This is a genomic window from Lacticaseibacillus baoqingensis (assembly GCF_003946165.1).
GTDB lineage: Bacteria > Bacillota > Bacilli > Lactobacillales > Lactobacillaceae > Lacticaseibacillus > Lacticaseibacillus baoqingensis.
Map to the genome: position 1 here is coordinate 1 of NZ_RHOI01000025.1, position 22,835 is coordinate 22,835.

Sequence of the window (22,835 nt, forward strand, 5' to 3'; positions counted from 1 at the left end):
CCTGACGAAGAATTCACAAAAACACTCTCTACGAAAGTAAAGGCTGGTATCGTGACTTCGTTAAGGTCGCAATATGATCTCAATGAGTTGCTTAAATCTCTCCGCTTACCACGAGCGACTTATTACGATCGGCTCAACCGCGATAAGAAACCTGATAAGTATGCCGAGATCAAGGTATTCATCAAGAAGTGCTTTTATGATTCTAAGGAAACGTATGGTTACCGACGAATTCATGATGAAGCAGATAAGAACGGCCTTCATTACGCCGAGGAAACCATTAGGCATCTAATGAGTTATATGTGATTGAAATGTGCGATCTACTCGAAACATACAGCCAAATACCATTCCTACAAAGGCAATGTCGGCCACGTTGCGCCTAACATCTTGAAACAGAAGTTTGACGCACTCAGCCACTCACAGTATTTCATACCGATGTGACGCAGGTACGACTGTACAATGGCGAATGGGGCTATATCTCGTCAGTTACGGATGAAGCCAGTCGGGAAGTTCTCGCTGCTGTTGTGAGTGCTTCGCCAAATAAAGCCTTGATCAGCGCAACGCTTGATGAATTACAAACCCATCTCAAAGATGAACTCAAGCCCATCATGCATTCCGATCAAGGTTGGCAATATCAAATGTCAGATTACCAGCAACGCTTAAAGGACATGAACATTACCCAAAGTATGTCTCGCAAAGGTAACTGTCACGATAATGCCCCAATGGAAAGTTTTATCGGTCTGATGAAGCGTGAATGCTTGAATCGATATCAGATCAATAATCTCGAGGAACTGTGCAAGTTAGTGAAGGATTACGTTGACTGGTTCAACAACGTCAGAATTTCAAGAAACAAAATGGCCTGACCCCAGTTGAATACCGGGAACAAGCCATAGTTGCTTAATTCAATTTCTAAATTGTCTAACTTTTCTATTGCACTTCAAACCAGGAAACACTATCAGAAATCGACGAGGTTAGTATCGAGACTCTGAACCTTGTAGCTTGGTTTCTCTAGCGAGTTTTTGTTGAATTTGATTAGCATGCCGTAGCTAACTTTTACTGGAAAAGGCTTAGTGGCCTTGACCTGATAGACGATTTCGTATTGCTGCTTTTTAGCAGTTTTCGCTACATAAAGAGTGTCGTCCTTCAAGTACTTCCAGTTTTTCTCATTACCATCGACTTTTGTAGCCCGCTTTGCCGCAGCACGGCCGATTTTCCAAAATTGCTTCTTTTGTGTATCGTTCAACTTATCTTTTTTGGATGATAGTAGTTCTTGCTCCTTGGTGCTTGAATAGTGTGGAATTGGTGCCGTGTTCTGTGCACCACATCCTGCCAGTCCCAGTAAGAGCAAAGCCCCCAGTACAATCTTTTTCATCATTTTTCCTCCAGAGTATTAGTAGCCGTATTCAATACGCTACTAAGATGTGTTTACGAATATTTTGGGAAGAGAAAACATCCCCCATCATAAATAATTTTAGCATAAGAGAAAGATGAAAGAGTAAAAACAGATGGTTTGGTAAATTTATTGTATAAGTACGTGAAGAGATGGCATATTTTTTGAAGCGAAGCGGCGGTGTACGAATGCAGGGCCCTAAGCTGAGTTGCTGTTGCTCAAGATGATTGCGGCCGTTTCGACCTCAGGACATTCCGCTTGTTGGCTGGGGACGGTGTGCGTAATTTTCTTTATGATGTTTCAATTGATGCGTGATCAGAGCAGAAGACAGACAGCGCCCGCAGCCAGGGATTTGATTCCGGCCGCGAGCGCTGACGCTTTTCAATATTTTTGGAGATGGGTGAGAAGAGAGCCTCATAGTGGGTCCGTAGGGACAGGTTATGCGGATAGAGAGTAATCTCTTAGCTAGTCGTCATCCTCACCAAAACCGCTGAGAATATTATCATAGCCACAGTGTGGGCATCTGACGTAGGCAGACGGGTTGTTACCAGCTTCCCAAGGTAATGTAAGATTGGCATCTGCAATTGAGCGTCCGCAGTTGGTACAGGTCTGAAAGTCCGCATCCGAATATTCCTCAGCAGGCGAGTCGTAGACGATGTCGGCTTCTGTAATACTGCTAGTATAGCCACACTCTGCGCATTTCCAACTACCCTTTGAGTCCATAAATCCCGGCTGATCATTTAGGTATGCACGGCAGTTGTCGCACCACCAGTCGATATCGGGGAACTTTTCCTTTTTCATTAAGAGGCCTCCAGAAAATGGGTACTTATTAGTTACAGATTTGGCTGGATATGTCAGTTTAGACGGGATCAGAGGGAAGCTGGGTATCCGGATCATTGGGATTTACAGAATCGTGCTGTGCTAACGCAGTTTTCAACTTTTCTTCTGCAACGTCACTTTCAGCCTGCATTTCGCGTAACTTCTCGTCATCGACAGCCTGTTTGATGCTTGAGTCGTGTTGAAGACGAAGATGGTCACGGTATTTCTTCACTGCGTAGGCTCCGCCACCTACTAACGAAACGGCAGCGAGGGTGGCCATTGATCCAGTTACAAGTCCCTGCTGCTTACCAATGTTAAGCCCGTTGCGATATCCAGCGGCGTTTGCGGCATCTTTAATTTTTTGGATTAACGCTTCGGGACCACCGGCTTCTTTTGCCGCGTGTGAGAGCTCTGAATAGGGCCACTTTTGCATAGCATTGTCCTCCAATTATCGCTGATTTTGCCTTAATGTTAGCGTTTCCCTCTAGGTGCCGTCAATCAGTCTTAGGGAGGATTAATATAGCGTGTCAAGATTTCACAGCCATGGTGACTCGAAGGTGACGTGTATGCTAGTTGGAGCAAGTCGGCATGCTGGGTAATTCAACTAACGGATAGTCTATTTAACTTTCACCACTTCATACCATGCCTGGTCAAAGTCTTGCGGATCGTACGGATTATCGCCAGGGTTTGAGAGGTTCAAAATTTCTGCGCCGGTCTGAGTGTCATGCAGCCCTTCCTGGCCAGCGCTTTCAGCTTCTGCCTTGCTACTGTAGAATTCACCATAGTTGTCATCCTCAACATCACCGTCTGAAAAATGAAGAATCACTTTGTATTTTGCCATAGATATCCTCCTCTTATTTTTACGAATTGGGTCAACAGAAAGACCTTGAAGCGATAAAAGATAATTGTTCAAAGGTAGATTACCAGAGTTGGATATGCTGTGACAATAAAATTTTTGAAGAATATAATTGCACGACATTAGCGATATCGCGATAGGGTGAAAATCGTAACTCATGCAGGAAATATAGCCGACTTGGCGTATTAATTGGGTGAGGAGGGGAAGACATGGAAGAATTTTTAGTGGCGGCGCAGCGGTACACGGAGGCCGGACTCGAGGCTGAGCTGTTGCTGCTGAAGGTGATTGCGGCTGAAATGTTGACAGAGCGGAAGGAGATCATTGCCCGGATGGATGTGTGGAAGCTGGCGGAGGTCACGGCGTATCGCGATATGCGGGCGGCGCTTCTGGCGGAGTTTAAGGTTCGTCAGGGTAATAGCTCGTGCTGAAGGCATGCCCGTGGCTGGCGTCGAAGGTGATGTCGGTGCCGGGATATACGAGGTGGTGGGTGTCGCGGTACTCGATTGTGAGGTTGGTGTGCGCCTAGAGGTCCTTCATGACCTGGCCATATTGGGCTTTGTTGTGCGGCATTTCCAGTAGGTCATCTGAGTAGTGGAGCTTGGTGCCGTGGCGGTAGCTCTGCAGGAAGAAGAGGTACTCGTTCAGGTAGTGGTTGTCGACCACCAGGATGTGGTAGCGCCAGCCGTGAAGTGCTTGCGTCCATCGTTAGCGCTTCTCCAAACAAGGCCTTAATTCAAGCATCACTTGACGAATTAGAGCATCATCTCAAGGATGGGATCAAACCACTTCTGCACTCAGATCAGGGTTGGCAGTATCAAATGGCCGATTACCAGCAACGCCTCAAAGACATGAACATTACGCAAAGTATGTCTCGCAAAGGAAATTGCCATGACAACGCGCCTATCGAAAGCTTCTTCAGCCTCATGAAACGTGAGTGCCTGAAACGGTATCAGATCAACACGCTTTCAGATCTACGGAAACGGTGAATGATTACGTGGACTGGTTCAACAACGTCAGAATTTCAAGAAACAAAAATGGCCTGACCCCAGTTGAATACCGGGAACAAGCCATAGTTGCTTAATTCAATTTCTAAATTGTCTAACTTTTCTATTGCACTTCAGGTCAGGTGCGCCTGTTTGTGCTGGCTTTCAATCACCTCCTGCCCAGTAAAAGCCGGTGCCTAAATGCTATAATCTAACTAGAGACTCGCCGATCGATATTGAGGAGATCATGATGACAGATTATCAATTCACATTGCCCGCCCAAGACCCAGCGGCATTTGATGTTTTAGACCCTAGTCTTTATCGCTATGAGCTGGCAGCAGATGACTTGGCGCCGATCCAGCAAGTTGCCCAGTCTGAGTTGTTTGAGGCGCTCAAACAACGATTGGTGGCGCAGGTGCCGATGCGCGATTGGCTGCAGCAGCTGCTCAGCCAATCACCAGACGAATATGTGGCCCAGTTTTCTGATTACGCCAAGGCCAAGTTGCGCTCAGGAGAATGGCAATTAGGCATGCGCAAAGACAATGGGCAGCTGTATGCGGTGTTAAAAGATGCCGCCAGCGGGCAAACGCGCAGTTTTGTCACCCTAGAAAAACGCGCCGTGCAAGAGCTGGGGAATTTGCCAGAATTAGCGGCCTTATCCCACCAGCTGGCGACGATCACCGCGCAGATCCAAACCGTGTCCCAGACGCTAAAACGGGTGGAACAAGGGCAATACAACGATCGGTTTGCCGCTTATTATAGTGCCCGGCAGCTCATCATCACCGGACTCAGTGCCCAAGACCCGCAATTGCGGCAGACGTTATTGACGCAAGCGGTGACCGAATTGGCGCAAATGAATGCCCAATTGATGTTGAGCAGCCGCCAAGACGCGTTGACCTTTACGGATCCTAAGGTCAAAACCAGTCAAGCTAAAGCCAGTGAACAACTGTTGCGGCGGGCTTTGGGGTATTTGGATGGCGGGGTTTCGCTTAGCGTGACGGCTTATACGGCTTTAGGCGAATCACAGCCGGTGTTGGCCACGCTGATGAACTATCGCGCCTTTGTGGATCAAGTGCTGCTGCAACCGACAGCCTCAGGGCGTTCTTTGGCTTGGCTGATCGATAATGCGCATCAAGGCGCAGATGGTGCTGTCGAGGCAACTTTGCAACAATTGTCGACGCAAATCGGTGAATTGGCAGACCATGCCGCTGCCGATCGGATCGCAGGAGGGAATCAGCATGCACTCGAAAACTCGGATCTGTAAAATGCCTAAGTGCCAAAAGCAAACGGTGAACGCCAAAGCGTGGTTTTGCTTAGAACACCAGCGGGCATTTAATGCTTGGAAGGAACAAGGCGCCGCAGTGGCCACTGGCGCTGTCGCCTTGGCTTTGGCGTTTATGGCCAAAGGGAAAAAAGGCAAGTAATCGCTACTTGCTGCGCCCTTAATCAAAAGCGCCGTCACCTCACTCATAGGTGACGGCGCTTTGGCGTGCTCGCGCTCAGATCAGCCCCAGCTTTTTCAAGCCTATGGCGATCCCATCATGGTCGTTGTCGGCGGCCTGCACCTTGGCCATCCCCGTTTATTTGGAGTTGACTTCAGCCACAGTATCAATGGAATATGGCGTGTTGCGATACAAGGTGAGGACAATAATGGGCGACAACGATAACACGCTTGATGGTCTGGACGTCTTCGAGGCGTTAGTGGCCGACTTCCGTGCAGCATTAAAGCAACTCGTAGATCAAAAATGTGCAGAAACTTATGACAGTACATATAATTCGTACAACATAACACGAAGTAAAGTTGAACTAAGCGGACTTCCGTGAGCTTCGAAGATGCTGAAAAACATCTGTGGACTACGCCAAAATGAATTTGAATAACTATCCGGTTGAGTTGACGACGCTATCTCTCCAGGATTATCTGAGCGCTTTTGAACTTGGTGAAGAAGATCAGGAAGAAGCTGATAAAATTTTGGATGCACACAAGTTCATTGAAAAATGGTTTCAAATGCTATTTGATTTAGGGATTGAAATGTAATCTGTTCTGCGAACGCCAGAAGCGATTCGGGTGTTCAGTAGAATGGTCAACACTCGCGGTAAAGGTTAATCTAAGAAATTAGCGTTCGAAAAGCCGGGCGTTCGTACCAGAATTATGATAAAATTTAAATTTTACCATGACGGAATAATTCATTTCATATAGATTAAAAAGCATTTTAATGTTTACTCGACAACAAATAAGCTTCGTGTATGATACTTATATCAGCTAAGGAGGCAGAAAAATGAGACCCGACAGATACCCTAAAGATGAAAAAATTATGCTCGAAGTAATCCGGAAAGAGCTTGAAAGATTGGATCTACTTAATTCGCCTAAACAAACTGAATATAAACGTCTCAAGGGTCAACCATCAGTTCCTTGGATCCGTAAGAATCTTGGTCTAAATTGGCATCAGGTTCTCGAGAAGCTCAATTTAGACGGAAAGACCCTGACCTATGATTGGTCGAAAAGGTCTGACTCGGAGCTAAAAAACTCCGTGATTAAGTTTATGGGGGAAAACATGATTTACTCCTCTGTAGACTACACTAAGCGTTCAGACCCTAATAAGGTTCCGGGAGCCGGCGCACTTCGTAATCGCTTTGGTGCGAACATCATTTCCCAGCTCCTTGAACGATCATTCGAAGAATATGGTGTTCCCAGCAAGGTTACCAGAAGAAACTGGGTCTATCTTAGCAAAGAAGAGATCCTAGATCATATGAATTTCATGATTAAATCTACTGGAGCTCGTACCTTACTTGAATATAGCGAAAGCTGCGATCCACGTCTTGCTCCGTCGATAGACACAGCGCGCAGCATCTTTGGTGGATCAAGCCAAAATTTGTATCGAGCTTACCGCGAACGTTTTGGCAAAGAGATGTTTTATCTCGATATCAGAAATAAAAAAATGCCCAAGATTGGGGAGAGTTAATTATGGAAAAGTCAGTAGAATCAGTTTACGAAACATGGTTGGATAGTCAACGATCAGATCGTACTCGCCGAACCTACAAGGGAAATGTTGAGCGCTTCTGCGATATGCTTTTCCATAAGCGCCCAGTAGACATCACTGGGGACAATCTAAGCGCAGATACTCATTATCCAAGCCTAGTTCAGTTCAAGCAAAGTACATTGAAACGCTCCGAGATCAGGACATCAAGGACTCCACGATTAAAACGGATATGATGACAGTTGCCTCCTTCATTGAAGCTCTTGAAAAAAACAGAGTTTTTGACGAGGTAGATTATAACTATATCGTCAAGTATGTCCTAGACAAGGGAAATTAGGAAAAGACGTTGGACATACGTCTCCAATGTCAATCAATGATTTCGAGGCGTTGAAGGACTTTGAAATGAGTAGATCTAATCGATCCGATATTCAAAACCCCGGTGAGAAGTATGCAGGAATTACAGACTTCATGTTCAAATTTGCGACTCGTGTATCGGCGACTTTTAAGGTTCGATGGACTGACATCAAAGACCTTGAAGACGTGAACGGTAATGTCAATAAGGCTGCCTATGTACGCGACAAGGGTGTCAAGATCAACGTCAAGGTTATGGCTGACAACTACTATCAAAGCCTTCGCGAAATGTATTTTACTTGCGAAGAGAACGATACTCTCTTTCATGAGCTATCGGAGCGAACCTTTACCAATATGATGACTGATTTCTCCAAGGTTAGTGGTCGTAATGTAACGCCTCACTCGCTAAAGGTCGGCGCTGTCACACGCTTGTACGATCTGACGCACAATATCATGGATTGTCAATAATTTGCCGACCACGAAAGTATCGAAACAACTCAGCGATATATTCGTTCCAGCGGGCTCAACAAGGAAAAGGGAACCCTTATTATGTCCGAAGGAATTGATTTATCTGCAATCAACAATATTAGTTCTGAAACCATCGAGGCCATCGTAAGGAGTCGTCCCCAGATCGCACTTGCCGTCATCCGTGAATTCAATGCTAAGCGGATTGTGGAAAGAGTCTCTTGAAAATAGAATAAAATGAGAAAATATCAATAAGACTTTACCAACATAATGGACTATATTAAGCTGTTGAGTGTCAAAAAGGAAATAATCACAGAAGGGGACGTTAGTTTGAAATTAGAATTGGTGAAATGTGAAGTAGTTAAAATCTTTCCAGATGAAAAACACATCCACGAAGCTAAAGTGCTACTTAAAAAGTTTGTAGGATTAGAACGGCCAGAAAAATTGATTGATAGTTTCGAAAAAGAATTTAATGAATTGGATGAGGTTAAGCAAGCAAGGGTTGTTGCTGTCTTGAACGAAAAAAACTATCCGCTGTTTGATGAGAATGCACTTGTGTCATTTTCTGGAGACGATGGTGCATCTACGAAGATGCAGAACTATACGTATAAATGGGCGAATAATTTTAAGAAGGCAGCTATGGTTCTTGCTGTTGAAAAATACGCGCAACCGATATTGGCAATCAATCAATATACCGCACTTCTTGAGACTCTACAAAAAGTTGAAGACACCTTCCAAGTGGCGTTTTTCGACTTCGATCCAGAGCAAGTCGTTGAAGCTGTAAATACGGTAAAGAATCAAGGCGACGGAAATGTCACGGTCGTCTCGCGAATTCTGGCGTATCGCAACATGATTGAAAAAATGTCGGAGTTCAGCGATATCAAAACAACCGTTAAAGCTATCGATGTTGCTAATGTCATTGCTGATCGCAAAGTTGTTCGTAAAACTCCAAATAGAGACGACGTTCTTGCAGCGGCTTTGAATATGGTAAACGCGCAGGATGCCTTACCGGTTGTATTAGCCATGTCCGGTGTTCGCATCACGTCATCTGGAAACGACGATGAGCTTAGCGATTTGAAAACATCTAATGTATCGGGTCGAGTTATTCATATTCCAGGGGAATCTGAAAGAGATATTTCTTTAGATCCTATTGCTGACCAAATTCTTGTTAAGGCTATGCAGCAAACAGAATATTATACAGTCGTAAGAACTGGCCCGTTAAAGGGTGTTAGAATGTCTGCCCTCACAGAAAGTAACTATCTTGTTCGTCCAGTCGTCCGTAGTGGGAAAACAAAGAACGTCGGTCCGCTCAAAAAGACCGCGATGCTTGGAAGAATCAAGAAATTTACCAGCGAGTATGTAGCATTAACAGGTGACACTAAGTCAAACTTTAAGCTAAAAGACTATATACGACTAGGAATTGTTGCTATGATTGATAAGCGCGAAAAAGATGGTGATAGTGATTTGCATGAAATCGTTCGAGACGTACTGATTACGTTTGGAAACAGTAATCCAGCACGTCCAACAATTTATCGTTGGATTAATGTTTACAAGGAAAGCAAGCAACTTAGTTAATCATAAGCATCAACTTTGCAGTGTCCCTATTCCAACAGATATCAACAATGTAGAGAAAACAAAACATGTGTGCGTCAATAATTATTTAGTGGCTGGTGATTAATTTGTCCAAGTTCCTTGTAACAGTGCGGAAACCCGTCACCGTTTTACAATTGCGGTACAGGGAGTACGGCATATCCGTGATTGCAAGTGTAGTTTGGACAACCCTTTCGGAGGCGTTACTCATGGTTTATCGTCAAATAGTAACTCAATCTCAATTGAGTCCTTTGGAACCGCGCTGAGCACACCACTCAGTGCAGATAACGAGCGGGTCCAGTTGGTAGACCAAATCCCTTGGAATAAATAAAGCGAGGCATACCAATTGATCGTTCCGTCGAATCTTGGTCTTGCTGCGCCCTTAATCAAAAGCGCCGTCACCTCACTCATAGGTGACGGCGCTTTGGCGTGCTCGCGCTCAGATCAGCCCCAGCTTTTTCAAGCCTATGGCGATCCCATCATGGTCGTTGTCGGCGGTGACGAATTTTGCTGCGGCTTTGGCTGCTGGAATGCCGTTAGCCATGGCGACGGCGTGATCGGCGGCTTGCAGCATTGGGACGTCGTTGGTCCCGTCGCCGAAGGCATAAGTCGGCACGCCGGTAAGGCCCAAGGCAGTTTGCAGCTTAGCCATTCCGGTTTGCTTGGAGTTGCCCTTGGCGACAGTATCAATGGAATACGGTGTGTTGCGATACAAGGTGAGCTCCGGGTAGGCGCGTTGGTACACGGCGTCGTTAGTGGTGGTGAAAATGATCAGCATCACGACTTGATGATCGCGGTAATAATCAGGCGCAGCTGGCGGCACTGGGGTGTGGATGAAGTGATAAGCCGCCGCAACTTGCGCCGAGGCTTCCGTGGCCATGATCGCATCGCCGGTGTAAAACGCCAAGGCATCGCCAAGCGCTTGGGTTTGTGCCACCAGCTTTGCGATGGTTGCTGTTTTGATCGCGGCTTGATAAACTGGCTGGCCGGCGTGGGCAATGTAGCTGCCATTCAAGGCGCAAATCGTGTCGATGTGCGCTTGTTGGGCAATAGCGGTGATTTCAACTGGAGAGCGGCCGGTGTTGATCACCGGCAAATAGCCGTTGGCTTGCAGTTGGGTCAAGGCGGTCAGCGTCGTTGGGGCGAGTTGCGAATCATGATTTAATAAGGTGCTGTCGAGATCAAAGAAAACGATCCCCCGCGTTGTGTTTTGCATAAGCAAACCTCCATTTTCGAATTTTAGTATACCGCAGGCGTTGTGCGGATGCGTCAATTTCCCTCAAAATGTATTGAATTTAATTTGAATATTATTTCATTTTGACGTATACTTGACCCATTATTTTCTTAAAGGGGTAGCAAAATGAAACTGAAGTGGCATTTGATCGCATTGATCGCATTGATCCTGTGTTTGGTGGGGGTAAGCACGACGCCGGTGCACGCGGCTGGCGATGATTCGCTGGCGAAAGTCAAGGCCAAGGGTACCTTGGTAATGGGGAATTCGCCGAATTACCCGCCATATGAATTTACCGTTAATGAAAATGGCAAAGAGAAAATCGTCGGGATGGATATCGAATTAGGCCAACAAATCGCCAAAGACTTAGGCGTTAAGTTGGTGATCAAAAAGATGTCCTTTGATTCGCTGCTGGTCGCGCTGGAAACCGGCAAAGTCGATATGATCTTGTCTGGGTTTTCGCCAACTGCCACGCGTAAACAGCATGTGGATTTCTCCAATAACTACTATGTTTCCAAGCAATACATCATCTTGAACAAAACGGAACGCGGCTATTACAAAAACCGCCGTTCGTTTACCGGCAAACGCGTCGGGGCGGTGTTAGGCAGCACCGCGGCCAACTTGGTCAAGCAACAAATGCCTGGCGCCAAGCTGGTCACGATGGAAAATGCGTCGGATCTGGTGTTGGCGTTAAAAGCGCATAAGATCGACGGCATCGTCAAAGATTCGGCGTCTGCGATCGCCTATGCGCAAAGCGACGCGACGCTGGCGGCGATCGACGGGAAGTTCTCCGTGTCCAGCGCCGAAGCCGGCAACGCCATTGCCTTGCCTAAAGGCGCTGACAGCTTGCGGCTGGCAGTGAACCAGTCGATCGCTAAGGTGCAGCAAAAAGACTTGTTCAACAAGGTTTATCTCAAAGATGCCGGTAAAGAAATCGCCAAGACCAACGCCACTAAGTCGATGTGGCATTACTGGCCGTATTTTGCCAAAGGGGTCGGCTACACTGTCGGGATCTCACTAGTCGCCGTGATCATCGGGATGCTTTTAGGGGCGCTGATCGCCTTGATCCGCTTAGGGCATGTTAAAGTCTTTAAGGCCATTTTTACCGCGTATGTCGAATTCGTGCGCGGCACGCCATTGATGGTGCAAGTGATGTTTATCTATTTCGGGATCGGGATGTTTTATAACATTTCGGCGGTGGTCGCCGGCACTTTAGCCGTTGGGTTGAATTCGGCGGCGTATGTCAGCGAAGTCTTCCGCGGCGGGATCGAATCTATTGCCAAAGGCCAAACGGAAGCGGCGCGGTCGCTGGGGCTCAGCCAGCATGACACCATGCGCTATGTGGTCTTGCCGCAAGCGATCACCTCGATTTGGCCGGCATTAGGCAACGAGTTTATTTCCTTGATCAAGGAAACGTCGATCGTGTCGATCATCGGGGTCGCTGATTTGATCTATCAGCTGCGCGTGGTGCAAGCCGACACCTATTCTGGGGTCTTGCCGATCGCCATTGCCATGGTCTTGTACTTCATCATGACCTTCAGCTTGTCGCGGTTATTGCGGCATTTTGAAAAGAAGATGCATCATGCTTAATGGGTTTAAATTAGTCCGTGATTAAATTATTATGACTTAAATATTAATATATGGTTGCAATCCTGCTGACTTAACGTTAGTATAATCACCAAGTTCTAATCAAGCGACCAAGTGAATATCACGCGACTATGACGAGAAGAGTAAGTTTAGTATTAGGCTATCCAGTGACCACCGTCAGTGCAAAGGTGGAGTCGAGGCTAAGGTGAAGATGAGCTCCGAGTCGAGCAAACGGTGAAAGCTGCGCGCACGTCAGAATACGATATCATTCCAGATATGACCTTGTCTTAGTGGCAAAGTGTATTGATGAGGCTGCTTAAAGCAGCGAATAAGGGTGGTACCACGGCTGATCGTCCCTGTATATGTGAACACATATGCAGGGACTTTTTTTGTCCCAGCAAAACCGCCGCCTGAAATCGCGAGGAAAACCAAACATAAAGGAGAACTATGATGAAGAAAACAGGATTGCTCAGTTTAGTCGTGACCGCCGCTTTAGCGCTGACCGTGTTAGCCGGGTGCGGCCAACAAAGCGCTAGCAGCCAAAAGAAACTCGTCGTGGGGACGACGGAACAAACTTACCCAAATTCTTACAAGAAAAACGGGAAGCTGGCTGGTTTTGATATCGATGTGACCAATGCGATCGCCAAAAAAATGGGCTACCAGGTGACTTGGAAGGTGATCGGCGATGTGCCAGGCTTGTTTGGCGCCCTTGATTCCAACAAAGTCGATACCATTGCCAATGCCGTCACGGTGCTGCCAGCGCGGAAGAAGACCTATGCTTTTTCCGACAATTACGCTTATGATCCGGGTCAAATCGCGGTGCCGACCAGCTCCAGCGCCAAGTCGGTGAAGGATCTGGAAGGCAAGACGGTATCGGCGACTTTAGGATCAAGCAACATCGACTTGCTGAAAAAATACGATCCGAAAGTCAATGTCAAACCTTACGATGATCGCAACGGCGTCTTCACCGATGCCAATAACGGCAAGGTCGCCGGGGTGTTGAACCAACGCCAGCTGTTGCGCACGACCATCAAGAAGCAAAACTTAAAGCTGCGCATCTTAAGCGACAAGATCGGCATCAACGAAACCGCCTTCCCATTCAAAAAAGGCGACGCCAAAGCGGACAAGCTGCGCACTAAGTACAACCAGGCGCTGAAAGCTTTAGCCAAAGACGGCACGCTGAAGAAGCTGTCGGTGAAGTATTTTGGTGAAGATATTACCAAGCAATAAGCGGAGGGCACAACATGAATCTACATTACACGTTATCCATCATTCCCCAAATCGTCGCCTATTTACCGGTAACGTTAGCCATGGCGGTGGTGGCAATGGGCTTGGCGATCGTGTTTGGGGCGTTATTGACGATCGTGTATAACAGCCGGCGGATGAAGTGGTTTGCGCAGTTTTACCTCTTGATCTTTCGCGGCTTTCCCACGCTGGTGTTGTTGTTCATCGCCTATTACGGCATCCCGCAAATGCTGCATGTCAACGATACGACGCCGGCATGGATCACCGCCACGCTGTGTTTAGCCTTTAAAGAAGCGGCTTATCTAGAAGAGATCTTCCGCTCTGGGATCGTGTCTGTGGATCCAGGACAGATCGAAGCCGGCCGGTCGCTGGGCTTGAGCCGCTCGCTGGTGTATCGACAGATCGTGATTCCCCAAGCGTTGCGGGCGATCGTGCCGCCAACAGGCAGTACCTTCATCGCGTTGTTGAAAGAAACCTCCTTGGCGTTTTCTATTGGCGTCACCGAGTTGTTTGGGGCGGGGAAGATGATCGCTTCTGAGAATTTCAAATACTTTGACGTGTATCTGGTGGTGGGGATCTTGTATGTGATCGTGATTTATTTTTACACCCTATTACAAAGTGCCTTTGAAAAACGGCTCAACCGGATCTATGAAAATGCGGAGGGATAATTTTGACGAAATACTTACAAGCGGCCCAAGCCGTGTTTGATTATATCGATGCCCGCCAAGTCACCACGCCTCAGGGGATCTACTGGGACTTAAGCGACGCGTTTAACGGGGATTGGCGCTATTATGATGACATTTCGCTATATGCTGGCAGCGCCGGGATCTTGAAGTTCTTATTGGCGCTGTATCAAGCAACCGAGCAAGAGGATTATCTCACTGAAGCCAAACTTGCCGGCGATTACTTATGTTACCGCTGGGAAAGCCACAGCCCGATGCAAAAAGCCTTCACCCCATATGCGTTTACCACAGGGTATGCTGGCGTGGCTTTCGTCTTAGACGAATTGTATACGGTAACCAAAACACCGCGGTATCACCAAACTGTTCAAAGCATTGCCGAAGCGATCGTGCGCGATCTGCGGCCTAGCGGTGACTGGAGCGGCCAAATCGGCGTGGTGGCAGATGGCGGCACGGCGTTGTTTTTGTTAGCAATTGCACCAAGATACCATGTCAAAGGCTTGCCAGCAGCGCTGGTGCGCTTTGGCGATCGCTTGATCAGCCAACAACGCCATGAAGCCGATGGCAGCAATTATTATATCGGCTTCGACTTGAAATTTGTCGGCGGGCCGCTGGGCAAGTTCAACACCGGCTTTCCGCTGGGCCCAGCAGGCGTAGCTTACACGTTGTTGAAACTTTATGAATTCACCGGCGAAAAGCGCTTTTTGGCAGCCACCGTCGGCGTCGACAAATTCTATCAAAACCATTCGCTCAGCAAGCAGGCGATCCGGCTGCCGCATTATTTACCCGACGACAATCACATGTGTTATGTGGGCTATTGTGGCGGCCCAGTGGGCACGTCGCGGTATTTTTACGAGTATTATCGCCAAACCGGCGACCCGGCGTACTTAACCGCCTTTAACCAGACGATCGCTGGGCTGGATGAACTCGGCGTGCCGACGCAGCGTTCAGAAGGTTATTGGCAAACTGAAAATTACTGTTGCGGCACCGCTGGGGTGTTGCAGTTTTATCTTGGAGCATTCTTGGCGCTGCATGATCCGCGGATGCTTGAGCTGGCCAAGGTGACTGCAGACGGCTTATTGGCACGCGCGGTGGCGACTGACGCCGGCATCATGTGGCAGCAGGCGTTTGAACGCAAGCGCCCAGACAACCTGGCGTTTGGCCTGGGGTATTATGATGGCGCCGCTGGCATCGGTGCATCATTGCTGCAGCTGCATCAAGTCGAGTCCGGCTACTTTGATTACCAGCGGATGGTGGATGATCCTTATCCGCAAAACGTGGCCAGCACCAATTTTGCTGAATAAGCCCTTAGCCGTTGGCTGATGATGATTGCCTGTCATCGGCTGGCGGTTTTTTGGTTGGTCGAGGCGGGTGCTTGTATAGCGATGAGCGATTGCGCATTTTTCAGTGCCGTGATCGAGCAAGGCGGCAGTTCAGCATGATATTATTGATATTTTGATCGATTGCCCGTTGGCTAATTGTATAAAAGGGTTATACTGGTCTTGTAAGTGAAGCAATGAACAGAAAGGATGACGACGATGGCTTTTGTCAATAATGATTTTGGCGACGTCTTGTTACACCGGGAATCAGTTCGGGATTTTGATCCCAGTGTGAAGATCCCGCGGGCTGAGCTGCAACAAATGATTGCCGAAACGATCACGGCGCCTTCAGCTTGCAATTTGCAGGCTTGGCATTTTGTGGTGGTCGATGATGACGCAGGCAAAGATAAGCTGCGGTCTTACTTCATGAAGTTTAATACGCCACAATTAGAATCTTGCAGTGCGATGGTGCAGATCTTTGGGGACACCTTAGCTTTCAAGTCTTATCGAGACTTATGGAACAAGGCGTATGAAAACGGTCAGATCACAGCAGAAAAACGCGATGAAGTGCTGCGGACTTTCTTGCCGCTGTATGAAAAAGCACCCAAGCAAGTCTTAGTCAATGATTCGACAGTTGATGGTACGATCGCGGCCACGCAACTGATGTTGATCGCGCGGGCGCATGGCTATGAAACCAACCCGATCGGCGGCTATGATACCACTAAAGCCGCGGCGGCCTTTGGGTTGGATCCAGACCGGTATGTGCCAGTGATGGCCATTGCGATCGGCAAGCCAGCCAAAAACGGCCAGGATGAAATGAAGTCCGCGCGTTATCCAGTTGATCAAGTGATCGAATTCGCGTAACGAACAAAACCGGCTGTCTTGGTCAAACGCCAAGACAGCCGGTTTTTATTTTTCTATTTGGTGATAGGCTTTGGCTTCTGCGACGTAATCAAGAAACAGCTGATGCAATTGGTCAGGGTCAAAGCGCACCACCGTGCCTGGCGGGGAGGTGGGCAGGGGCGGATGCGGCAAGGGGCCGGCTTTGAGCAATGCCAAACCAACGTCTTTGACGAAAACCATCACTGGTTGGGCAAAGCGTTGCCGCAAGCGAATGCGCTGGTCGTTATTGGCGGTCAAAGCCGCTTGCAGGTGCGTCAAACTGTGCGGCACGCTCATGGCAAATAAGCGGGTTTGTTTTTGCAGCCAATCGGGAAACGGTAATTTTTCCGCGGCAAATAAGTCAGTGAGGTGATCGAATCGGCGGCGCTGGCTCCCGGCTTTTCGCATACTCCAACGCCTGGCGTCGCTGATCATGCGCTGGGTCAGGTTGTGCAAGTTGCGGGCCAGCGGCGGGACTTGTGCTTGGGCGGTGGTATAGATCACCCCGACTGCGCCTTCCAGTCTGATCGAATCGCCCATATGGATCCCCATAAACGGCAAGCCGCCATCAAATAACAGCCGCACAACTTTTTCTTGCGGCGGCCAAACGATCTGCAGCGGATCTGCGGAAGCGACGCCTGCCACTTGGATCACGGTGAAGTCATAGTGATGGGTGTCGCCATTAAGGTCATAGGCAGTTTCTGCTTGGGCTGACATTAAGGTGCCGGTAATGGCAAAATCAAGTGTGGTCACGGGTCTCCCTCCCTCCAACGCCTAGTGAGTTAACTGTAGCGCTCAAGGTTTTGCGGATCCCAAAACCGCTTGCCTTTAAAATACGACTGCGGCACCAATGGCACTTGATGCAAAGAACGAAAGGCTTGATTGGCCACGATCTGTTGAAACTGTTCATGGCGATAGGCGTCATCTTGAGCGCGAGTCGGGTCATTTGCGCGGGGATGCCAGTCGACCATGGCTGGGTGATAGGCCCGGCTGACTTCCAAACGTCGGCCGTGGGTGATCAAAAATGCCGGCGTCATCAGCTGGTCGATTTGCGCTTGAGTCGTGGCGATCAGTGGGCGCAGGTCGTTTTGCAGCCCTTGAAAGTCGTCAAGTAGCCAATGAGCCTGCGGTAATAAAGCTTGGCGGGTGCGCGTGATCAAAGTGCCTAAGGAAAGCTGTTTGGCGGTGTAGGCTAAAAGCGCGGCTTCCAGGTATTGCCGGGTTGCTTTGAGCAGCGGTGCGGTGCGCGGCAGGTGGTGCAACCAGTGCGCAAACCGAGACGCGATTTGCTGGCGTTGAGCAGAGAGGATGTGGGCCACGGTGTGTTCATCTTGGCGGCGGGTTTCCAGATTGATGGCTTGAAGCTTGCCAGTAACTTTCAAATAATCTCCAATGCTCACGCTGCCTGGCAGCTTCAAGAAATTGGCATTATGCGCCACCAACAGCGTCCATGCCGGCCAATCAAGCGGGTTGCCATGGCTATCGAAGTAATAATAAGCCCCAAGCGACAAGAGATCCAATTGAGTGAAGGTATTATCGCTTAAGCGGACACGCCGGCTTTTGGCAGCAGCCACCACGCCAACGAAGCGAATGGTTTGAAAGCGATCGCGCATGAGTACTCCTCCAATCTAAATACGGTATCCTAGTGGTCGTATTATAAACGCTTTCATTAATAAATGCCAATAATTGGTTTGTTAATTTTGATGATAAATATCGTTGAAATAGTTCGAAATATTATAATTGGTATATGTGAATTAATCACGAAAAAAGATTTTAAAAAAGGGTTTACATTATCGGTAAGACGTGGTATTTTAATCGAACGATCATGTGGCTGGGTATGGTGGTGCGCACTCCATAAGTTTTCCCAGACATCGACAGCGGGGCAGCCAGCCGGGGCAACCTGGGCCTCGCACACGCTAAGGGGTACATCCCGAAGATGGCCTGGAAAGACTCGGGCAAGGGCGAGACACTGGTGTACCACCCTCAAAGCAGGGCCAAACCTGCCAAGAGGCCAAAACGGCCAAGCCCTGAGCGCAAACTCAGGCATCGTATCCCAACAAACCGCGGTCCGGCAACCGCGCCTTGCCTTGCAAGGAATCGCCCGAGACACGTCAGCACACCACTGGACGTGTCTTTGTCGTGAGAGCGTGAACCAAGGCGCACTTAGGGGTGTGGGTAAGGCAGCCTGGTCGGGTGCGGCGCAGCCGTGCCAAGGCCAGGATGACTTACCCGCGACCCCGTTGCCTTGGAGAACGCGTTTAGATGAGAGGGTGACCCAAGGCGTACTTAGGGGGTTGGGCTAATCGGACGTGGCGGCAGTCGGCGCAGCCGGCGGACGACGCGTCCGATTAGCACGCGCCCCCGTGCCTTGGAGAACGCGTTTGGTGAGAGCGTGACTGATCGCGGTTTTAGGTGAGTGTCTCAAGGAGCCTGACGTTGCGGGAAACATGCGGTATGGTGAAGGTGACAATTAATAGAAAGGGTTTTCAGGATGCCAGTCTTTGATCACGCTCTAGCCACAATGGTGCTTGCTGATTTGATTAATAGCTGGCGTTAGCTTTCTTGATGCAAGATTAAAGGCAACACCGCCAAATTTTAGCGTATGATAGTAAGCAAATGAGCGAAATGGAGATTATGGATGAAACAAATTACTGCTGGGATCGTCGCGCATGTCGATGCCGGCAAAACCACGTTATCAGAAGCCTTGCTTTACCGCGCCGGCGCTTTGCGTACGATTGGCCGTGTCGATAACGGCGACGCGTTTTTGGATCCGGATGCGCTGGAAAAAGCGCGCGGCATCACGATTTTTTCGCATCAGGCGCATTTGCAGTTTGATGGTTTGGATCTGACCTTGCTGGATACGCCAGGCCACGTGGATTTTGCCAGCCAAACTGAACAGGTGCTGCGAGTGTTGGACTATGCGGTGTTGGTGGTCAGCGCCGCAGACGGGGTGCAAGGCTATACGCGCACCTTGTGGGGGCTGTTGGCGCGGTATCAGGTGCCGACGTTTATTTTCATCAACAAAACAGATGTGCCAGGGGCCGATCTGGCCAAGACCCTTGCGCAGCTGCAGGCGTCTTTAGCGCCGGGATGTTTGGATTTTTCATCAGGCCAAGATGCGCTGCCTGAAGCCGTGCAAGAAAACATCGCGCTGCAAGATGAGGCGGTGTTGGCGGATTATCTGGAAACGGGTGAGCTGGCAACTGCAACGGTGCAGCACATGATCCAAAAGCGCCAAGTGTTCCCGGTATACGCTGGGGCGGCGTTGAAATTGACTGGCGTTGACGCGCTGATGCAAGGCTTGGCCAAGTGGGCCGTCACGCCGGAGTTTGCGCCGGAGTTTGCCGCACGGGTGTTTAAGATCTCCCATGATCAAAAAGGCGAGCGTTTGACTTGGATCCGGATGGATGGCGGGCGCTTGCGGCCAAAGGCGGTCTTATTCGGCACGCAAAAAGTCAACCAATTGCGGGTGTATGACGGGGAGAAATATCAAGTCGTCCCTGAATTGAAAGCAGGCGCAGTCGGGGTTTTGCCAGGCTTGGCGGACACTTATCCGGGGATGGGCTTAGGGCAAGCGGAAAATGCCGCGGCGCCGGTGATCCAGCCGGTGTTGACTTACCGGCTGGACCCTATGGCAGAAGACTTGCATGCTTGCCAAGCGGCGCTTTTGATCCTCGATGATGAAGACCCGCAGCTGCATGTGACTTGGTCGACGCACTTGCAAGAAGTGCGCGTGCAATTGATGGGGACTGTGCAAAAAGAAGTGCTGCAGCAATTGCTCAAAGAGCGGTTTGATTTGACCGTGGATTTTGATCAAGGCAGCATTCGCTATCAAGAAACCTTGACGGCGCCAGTCGAAGGCGTCGGGCATTTTGAACCCTTGCGCCATTATGCCGAAGTGCACCTGCGAATGACGCCAGGGGCGCCTGGCAGAGGGTTGGTATTTGACAGTGAGTGTTCGTTGGAAGTCTTAGGCCGCAACTGGCAGCATCAAGTGCTTTCAAGTTTGACCGCCAAGGAACATTTAGGCGTGTTGATCGGAGCACCTTTGACAGACCTTAAGATCACCTTAGTCAGCGGGCGGGCCAGCAATGTCCATTCAGTCGGCGGTGATTTTCGCGAAGCCACTTGGCGCGCCGTGCGGCAAGGGCTGATGATGCAAAAACAAGCCGGCTGCTGTCAGCTGCTGGAGCCTTGGTATGATTTTCGGCTGGTGGTCGACCAAGCACAAGTCGGGCGGGCGTTGACGGATATCCAGCGCATGAGCGGCACTGCCGACGCCCCGCAGCCAGCTGGTGACGGCTTTGTCAGCGTCAGCGGCCAAGCGCCAGTCAGTGAGATGCAAGGTTATGCGCAAACCGTGCGCGCCTACACCCATGGTCGGGGACAATTGGAGTGCGTCGTGGCCGGTTATCAGCCGTGTCATGATCAAGCCGCGGTATTGGCGGCTAGTGATTATGATCCGGTAGGGGACTTGCCGAATACCCCAGACTCGGTGTTTTGTGCGCATGGCGCCGGTTATCCCGTCGCTTGGGATCAAGTGCCGGCAATGGCACATGTTCCTTATCAGCAGGTAAAGTAGTCATAAACAGTAACATTAATAGGCGAGTCGCATTGCGGCTGGCCTATTTTGCTTGGCTTAAATGAGTGGCAGCGTTTTAATACGTCGCAGGGTGGGCAAAGGCAGATTGGTATGGCCTCAGCGCCACCAGTGTCAAGGCATTGGTAGACAAAACAGCGTGAATGGTCTGAAAAGAGAGAAATTATCTTGAAATAAACACGAACGATAATTCAAATTTAGACTTGAATATTCCGGAAATGATGTTATATTAGTTGGTGTCAAACACGAATGGGAGTTGCTAATATTGAAGAATCGTTCCGCTTTCTTACTCCTGTTACCGGGAGTCTTAGCCATTTGCCTGTTCCTCTTCTTCCCGTTGCTCCAGACGATCTGGCCGACTTTGGGTGGCAGTGGGTACAGTCATTTCTTACACAGCGGCTATAACCGCAATGTTTTAGGCCGTACGTTGTTGATCGCTGTGATCACCACCGCCTTGGCATTAGGCTTGGGGTTGCCATTGGCATTGTGGATCGCGCGGCAAAAAGCCAGCGTCAAAAGCTTGCTGTCAGTGGTGATCTTGTTTCCGATCTTAACTAACGCGGTGGTGCGCAACTTTACTTGGATCATCATCTTAGGTAAAGATGGGGTCTTAAATAAGGTCTTGCTGGGGTTGCACCTCACCCAGCATCCGGTGACGCTGTTATACACTAACGCGGCGATCGTGATCGGGTCCGTGTACTTATTCTTGCCGATCATGGTCACCAGCTTGATCGGCAGTGTCGATGAGTTGAACATCGAAGTCGAAGAAGCGGCCGCAGTGTTAGGCGCCAAGCCTTGGACCACCTTGACCAAGGTGATCATCCCGCAATTGACCACCGGGATCTTGACTGGCAGTATCTTAGTGTTTGCTGGGGCGATGACGGCATACACGACGCCGCAGCTGTTAGGCGGCAATCGCCACTTGGTGATGTCAACGCTGATCTATCAACAAGCCATGACGCTTGGTGATTGGAATCAAGCCAGTGTGGTCGCAGTGGTGTTGATCATCATGACGGTGATCGTCATGGGATTGATGCGCCTGGTCACCCGCTGGTTAGATCGGAGGCCTGCCAATGCTTAAAGCTAATAATAAGGTGTTAGTCACCATCAGCGCGATCGTTTTATTCTTCTTGATCGCCCCTTTGATCATGGTGATCATCACCGCCTTTGGCACCGACGCGACGATCGCTTTTCCGATCCACGGGTTTACCTTACATTGGTTTGCCAATGTCTTTGCTCAACCGGATTTTGTTGCTGGGTTCAAAATGAGCTTGATCATCGCCTTGGCGGCCAGCCTCTTGGCCTTGGTGATCGGGGTGCCGCTGGTTTACGCGCTGACTCGCTACAACGTCCATCATCAAGCTTGGTTTCAGACCTTGTTTTTAAGCCCAACGTTCATTCCGGAAATCGTCATCGGCTTTGCTTTGTACCAAGGCTTGGTGATCACCGTGCAGCTGCCCTTGCTGCTGACGTTATTGATCGGGCATTTCCTGTTATGCCTGCCTTATGTGGTACGGCTGGTCACGGCCAGCATGGTGTTGATGGATGAACACATCGAAGAAGCGGCTTGGGTTTATGGGTCATCCAGGCTGAAGGCATTTTTGACCGTGACGATCCCCAACATCCGCGCCAGTTTAGTGGCGGCGTTCATGTTGTGCTTCATCAACTCGTTCAACAACATCCCGATCTCGCTGTTTTTAAATGGGCCGGATTTGAGCATGCTGCCGACAGCGATCTTGAATTACTTGCAAAACAACTACGATCCCACCGTTTCGGCGATTTCCGTGTTGTTGATGCTGTTTACCGCCGCAATGATGCTGCTGGTAGAAAAAGGCTTAGGGCTCAAAGCGTTGAACGAAATGTAG

At 49.2% G+C, this 22,835-nt stretch carries 25 protein-coding genes and 2 pseudogenes; 20 read left to right on the forward strand and 7 right to left on the reverse strand.

Annotated features, from left to right (window positions below):
• Both EKM91_RS09905 and EKM91_RS09910 read left to right on the forward strand, forming a co-directional pair.
• Positions 1 to 303 (forward strand): IS3 family transposase (locus EKM91_RS09905; RefSeq protein WP_164508528.1); only part of this gene is annotated, 303 nt, incomplete at its 5' end.
• Between the two features lie 113 nt (positions 304 to 416).
• A pseudogene (locus EKM91_RS09910) lies at positions 417 to 860 on the forward strand (transposase); the annotation flags it as partial.
• 92 nt (positions 861 to 952) lie between these two features.
• On the opposite strand, the gene EKM91_RS09915 reads toward EKM91_RS09910, so the two are convergent.
• The 4 genes from EKM91_RS09915 to EKM91_RS09930 all read right to left on the reverse strand — a co-directional run bounded on the left by EKM91_RS09915 (position 953) and on the right by EKM91_RS09930 (position 3,047).
• A complete protein-coding gene (locus EKM91_RS09915; protein ID WP_125753520.1) occupies positions 953 to 1,369 on the reverse strand; it encodes a hypothetical protein in 417 nt (138 codons plus the stop codon).
• Between the two features lie 483 nt (positions 1,370 to 1,852).
• The gene (locus EKM91_RS14095; protein ID WP_225419491.1) at positions 1,853 to 2,188 is read right to left on the reverse strand and encodes a hypothetical protein; all 336 of its coding nucleotides are present in this window, start codon (positions 2,186 to 2,188) and stop codon (positions 1,853 to 1,855) included.
• 58 nt (positions 2,189 to 2,246) lie between these two features.
• Positions 2,247 to 2,639, reverse strand: a complete 393-nt coding sequence (locus tag EKM91_RS09925; protein ID WP_125753523.1) for a hypothetical protein — start codon at positions 2,637 to 2,639, stop codon at positions 2,247 to 2,249.
• A gap of 183 nt (positions 2,640 to 2,822) precedes the next feature.
• Positions 2,823 to 3,047: a hypothetical protein gene (locus tag EKM91_RS09930; protein WP_125753527.1), complete on the reverse strand. Its 225-nt coding sequence runs from the start codon at positions 3,045 to 3,047 to the stop codon at positions 2,823 to 2,825.
• A gap of 224 nt (positions 3,048 to 3,271) precedes the next feature.
• Here EKM91_RS09930 and EKM91_RS09935 point away from each other — a divergent pair, with 224 nt between their 5' ends.
• The 10 genes and pseudogenes from EKM91_RS09935 to EKM91_RS09970 all read left to right on the forward strand — a co-directional run bounded on the left by EKM91_RS09935 (position 3,272) and on the right by EKM91_RS09970 (position 9,411).
• Positions 3,272 to 3,490 carry a hypothetical protein gene (locus tag EKM91_RS09935; protein ID WP_125753530.1) on the forward strand — a complete coding sequence of 73 codons (219 nt, stop codon included), beginning with the start codon at positions 3,272 to 3,274 and terminating at the stop codon, positions 3,488 to 3,490.
• A gap of 261 nt (positions 3,491 to 3,751) precedes the next feature.
• Positions 3,752 to 4,001: pseudogene (locus tag EKM91_RS14260) on the forward strand (transposase); the annotation flags it as partial.
• 43 nt (positions 4,002 to 4,044) lie between these two features.
• Positions 4,045 to 4,143 carry an IS3 family transposase gene (locus EKM91_RS14265; RefSeq protein ID WP_164508530.1) on the forward strand — a complete coding sequence of 33 codons (99 nt, stop codon included), beginning with the start codon at positions 4,045 to 4,047 and terminating at the stop codon, positions 4,141 to 4,143.
• A 152-nt stretch (positions 4,144 to 4,295) separates the two neighbouring features.
• A complete protein-coding gene (locus tag EKM91_RS09950) occupies positions 4,296 to 5,309 on the forward strand; it encodes a hypothetical protein (RefSeq protein WP_164508531.1) in 1,014 nt (337 codons plus the stop codon).
• The gene (locus EKM91_RS09955) at positions 5,284 to 5,469 is read left to right on the forward strand and encodes a hypothetical protein (RefSeq protein ID WP_125753543.1); all 186 of its coding nucleotides are present in this window, start codon (positions 5,284 to 5,286) and stop codon (positions 5,467 to 5,469) included. Before EKM91_RS09950 ends, EKM91_RS09955 begins: the two co-directional genes overlap by 26 nt.
• A gap of 103 nt (positions 5,470 to 5,572) precedes the next feature.
• Positions 5,573 to 5,869, forward strand: coding sequence for a hypothetical protein (locus tag EKM91_RS13890; protein ID WP_164508532.1), 297 nt, complete (start codon positions 5,573 to 5,575; stop codon positions 5,867 to 5,869).
• Positions 5,870 to 5,894: 25 nt separating this feature from the next.
• Positions 5,895 to 6,080 carry a hypothetical protein gene (locus EKM91_RS13895; RefSeq protein ID WP_164508533.1) on the forward strand — a complete coding sequence of 62 codons (186 nt, stop codon included), beginning with the start codon at positions 5,895 to 5,897 and terminating at the stop codon, positions 6,078 to 6,080.
• Between the two features lie 241 nt (positions 6,081 to 6,321).
• Positions 6,322 to 7,005: a hypothetical protein gene (locus EKM91_RS09960; protein WP_125753546.1), complete on the forward strand. Its 684-nt coding sequence runs from the start codon at positions 6,322 to 6,324 to the stop codon at positions 7,003 to 7,005.
• 378 nt (positions 7,006 to 7,383) lie between these two features.
• On the forward strand, positions 7,384 to 7,839 hold the full coding sequence (locus tag EKM91_RS09965) for a tyrosine-type recombinase/integrase (protein ID WP_164508534.1): 456 nt from the start codon (positions 7,384 to 7,386) through the stop codon (positions 7,837 to 7,839).
• 327 nt (positions 7,840 to 8,166) lie between these two features.
• Complete coding sequence (locus EKM91_RS09970) at positions 8,167 to 9,411, forward strand: hypothetical protein (RefSeq protein ID WP_125753552.1); 1,245 nt, start codon at positions 8,167 to 8,169, stop codon at positions 9,409 to 9,411.
• Positions 9,412 to 9,865: 454 nt separating this feature from the next.
• Here EKM91_RS09970 and EKM91_RS09975 read toward each other — a convergent pair whose 3' ends face one another.
• On the reverse strand, positions 9,866 to 10,642 hold the full coding sequence (locus EKM91_RS09975; protein WP_125753556.1) for a Cof-type HAD-IIB family hydrolase: 777 nt from the start codon (positions 10,640 to 10,642) through the stop codon (positions 9,866 to 9,868).
• A gap of 144 nt (positions 10,643 to 10,786) precedes the next feature.
• On the opposite strand from EKM91_RS09975, the gene EKM91_RS09980 reads away from it, so the two are divergent.
• From EKM91_RS09980 to EKM91_RS10000, 5 genes are all read left to right on the forward strand, one after another.
• Positions 10,787 to 12,247, forward strand: coding sequence for an ABC transporter substrate-binding protein/permease (locus tag EKM91_RS09980; RefSeq protein ID WP_125753559.1), 1,461 nt, complete (start codon positions 10,787 to 10,789; stop codon positions 12,245 to 12,247).
• 447 nt (positions 12,248 to 12,694) lie between these two features.
• Positions 12,695 to 13,474, forward strand: coding sequence for a transporter substrate-binding domain-containing protein (locus EKM91_RS09985; protein ID WP_225419492.1), 780 nt, complete (start codon positions 12,695 to 12,697; stop codon positions 13,472 to 13,474).
• A 14-nt stretch (positions 13,475 to 13,488) separates the two neighbouring features.
• A complete protein-coding gene (locus tag EKM91_RS09990; protein ID WP_125753566.1) occupies positions 13,489 to 14,157 on the forward strand; it encodes an amino acid ABC transporter permease in 669 nt (222 codons plus the stop codon).
• 2 nt (positions 14,158 to 14,159) lie between these two features.
• On the forward strand, positions 14,160 to 15,473 hold the full coding sequence (locus EKM91_RS09995) for a lanthionine synthetase LanC family protein (protein ID WP_225419493.1): 1,314 nt from the start codon (positions 14,160 to 14,162) through the stop codon (positions 15,471 to 15,473).
• Positions 15,474 to 15,707: 234 nt separating this feature from the next.
• Positions 15,708 to 16,352 carry a nitroreductase family protein gene (locus tag EKM91_RS10000; RefSeq protein ID WP_379896250.1) on the forward strand — a complete coding sequence of 215 codons (645 nt, stop codon included), beginning with the start codon at positions 15,708 to 15,710 and terminating at the stop codon, positions 16,350 to 16,352.
• Positions 16,353 to 16,397: 45 nt separating this feature from the next.
• On the opposite strand, the gene EKM91_RS10005 is transcribed toward EKM91_RS10000, so the two are convergent.
• Together EKM91_RS10005 and EKM91_RS10010 are read right to left on the reverse strand one after the other, a co-directional pair.
• Positions 16,398 to 17,123, reverse strand: coding sequence for a hypothetical protein (locus EKM91_RS10005; protein WP_125753576.1), 726 nt, complete (start codon positions 17,121 to 17,123; stop codon positions 16,398 to 16,400).
• A 29-nt stretch (positions 17,124 to 17,152) separates the two neighbouring features.
• Positions 17,153 to 17,983, reverse strand: coding sequence for a hypothetical protein (locus tag EKM91_RS10010; RefSeq protein WP_125753579.1), 831 nt, complete (start codon positions 17,981 to 17,983; stop codon positions 17,153 to 17,155).
• Positions 17,984 to 19,008: 1,025 nt separating this feature from the next.
• On the opposite strand from EKM91_RS10010, the gene EKM91_RS10015 reads away from it, so the two are divergent.
• From EKM91_RS10015 to EKM91_RS10025, 3 genes are all read left to right on the forward strand, one after another.
• The gene (locus EKM91_RS10015; protein WP_125753581.1) at positions 19,009 to 20,952 is read left to right on the forward strand and encodes an elongation factor G; all 1,944 of its coding nucleotides are present in this window, start codon (positions 19,009 to 19,011) and stop codon (positions 20,950 to 20,952) included.
• A gap of 283 nt (positions 20,953 to 21,235) precedes the next feature.
• Positions 21,236 to 22,051 (forward strand): ABC transporter permease, encoded by an 816-nt coding sequence (locus tag EKM91_RS10020; RefSeq protein WP_125753584.1) that lies wholly within the window; start codon positions 21,236 to 21,238, stop codon positions 22,049 to 22,051.
• Entirely contained in the window at positions 22,044 to 22,835 is a 792-nt protein-coding gene (locus EKM91_RS10025) for an ABC transporter permease (RefSeq protein WP_125753587.1), read from the forward strand. The genes EKM91_RS10020 and EKM91_RS10025 overlap by 8 nt, the downstream gene beginning before the upstream one ends.

Coding starts and splice junctions, on each gene's coding strand:
- EKM91_RS09915 (WP_125753520.1), bottom strand. CDS start 1,369: ATGAAAAAGATTGTACTGGGGGCTTTGCTCTTACTGGGACTGGCAGGA.
- EKM91_RS14095 (WP_225419491.1), bottom strand. CDS start 2,188: ATGAAAAAGGAAAAGTTCCCCGATATCGACTGGTGGTGCGACAACTGC.
- EKM91_RS09925 (WP_125753523.1), bottom strand. CDS start 2,639: ATGCAAAAGTGGCCCTATTCAGAGCTCTCACACGCGGCAAAAGAAGCC.
- EKM91_RS09930 (WP_125753527.1), bottom strand. CDS start 3,047: ATGGCAAAATACAAAGTGATTCTTCATTTTTCAGACGGTGATGTTGAG.
- EKM91_RS09935 (WP_125753530.1), top strand. CDS start 3,272: ATGGAAGAATTTTTAGTGGCGGCGCAGCGGTACACGGAGGCCGGACTC.
- EKM91_RS09950 (WP_164508531.1), top strand. CDS start 4,296: ATGACAGATTATCAATTCACATTGCCCGCCCAAGACCCAGCGGCATTT.
- EKM91_RS09955 (WP_125753543.1), top strand. CDS start 5,284: ATGCACTCGAAAACTCGGATCTGTAAAATGCCTAAGTGCCAAAAGCAA.
- EKM91_RS13890 (WP_164508532.1), top strand. CDS start 5,573: ATGGCGATCCCATCATGGTCGTTGTCGGCGGCCTGCACCTTGGCCATC.
- EKM91_RS09960 (WP_125753546.1), top strand. CDS start 6,322: ATGAGACCCGACAGATACCCTAAAGATGAAAAAATTATGCTCGAAGTA.
- EKM91_RS09965 (WP_164508534.1), top strand. CDS start 7,384: ATGTCAATCAATGATTTCGAGGCGTTGAAGGACTTTGAAATGAGTAGA.
- EKM91_RS09975 (WP_125753556.1), bottom strand. CDS start 10,642: ATGCAAAACACAACGCGGGGGATCGTTTTCTTTGATCTCGACAGCACC.
- EKM91_RS09980 (WP_125753559.1), top strand. CDS start 10,787: ATGAAACTGAAGTGGCATTTGATCGCATTGATCGCATTGATCCTGTGT.
- EKM91_RS09985 (WP_225419492.1), top strand. CDS start 12,695: ATGAAGAAAACAGGATTGCTCAGTTTAGTCGTGACCGCCGCTTTAGCG.
- EKM91_RS09990 (WP_125753566.1), top strand. CDS start 13,489: ATGAATCTACATTACACGTTATCCATCATTCCCCAAATCGTCGCCTAT.
- EKM91_RS10000 (WP_379896250.1), top strand. CDS start 15,708: ATGGCTTTTGTCAATAATGATTTTGGCGACGTCTTGTTACACCGGGAA.
- EKM91_RS10010 (WP_125753579.1), bottom strand. CDS start 17,983: ATGCGCGATCGCTTTCAAACCATTCGCTTCGTTGGCGTGGTGGCTGCT.
- EKM91_RS10015 (WP_125753581.1), top strand. CDS start 19,009: ATGAAACAAATTACTGCTGGGATCGTCGCGCATGTCGATGCCGGCAAA.
- EKM91_RS10025 (WP_125753587.1), top strand. CDS start 22,044: ATGCTTAAAGCTAATAATAAGGTGTTAGTCACCATCAGCGCGATCGTT.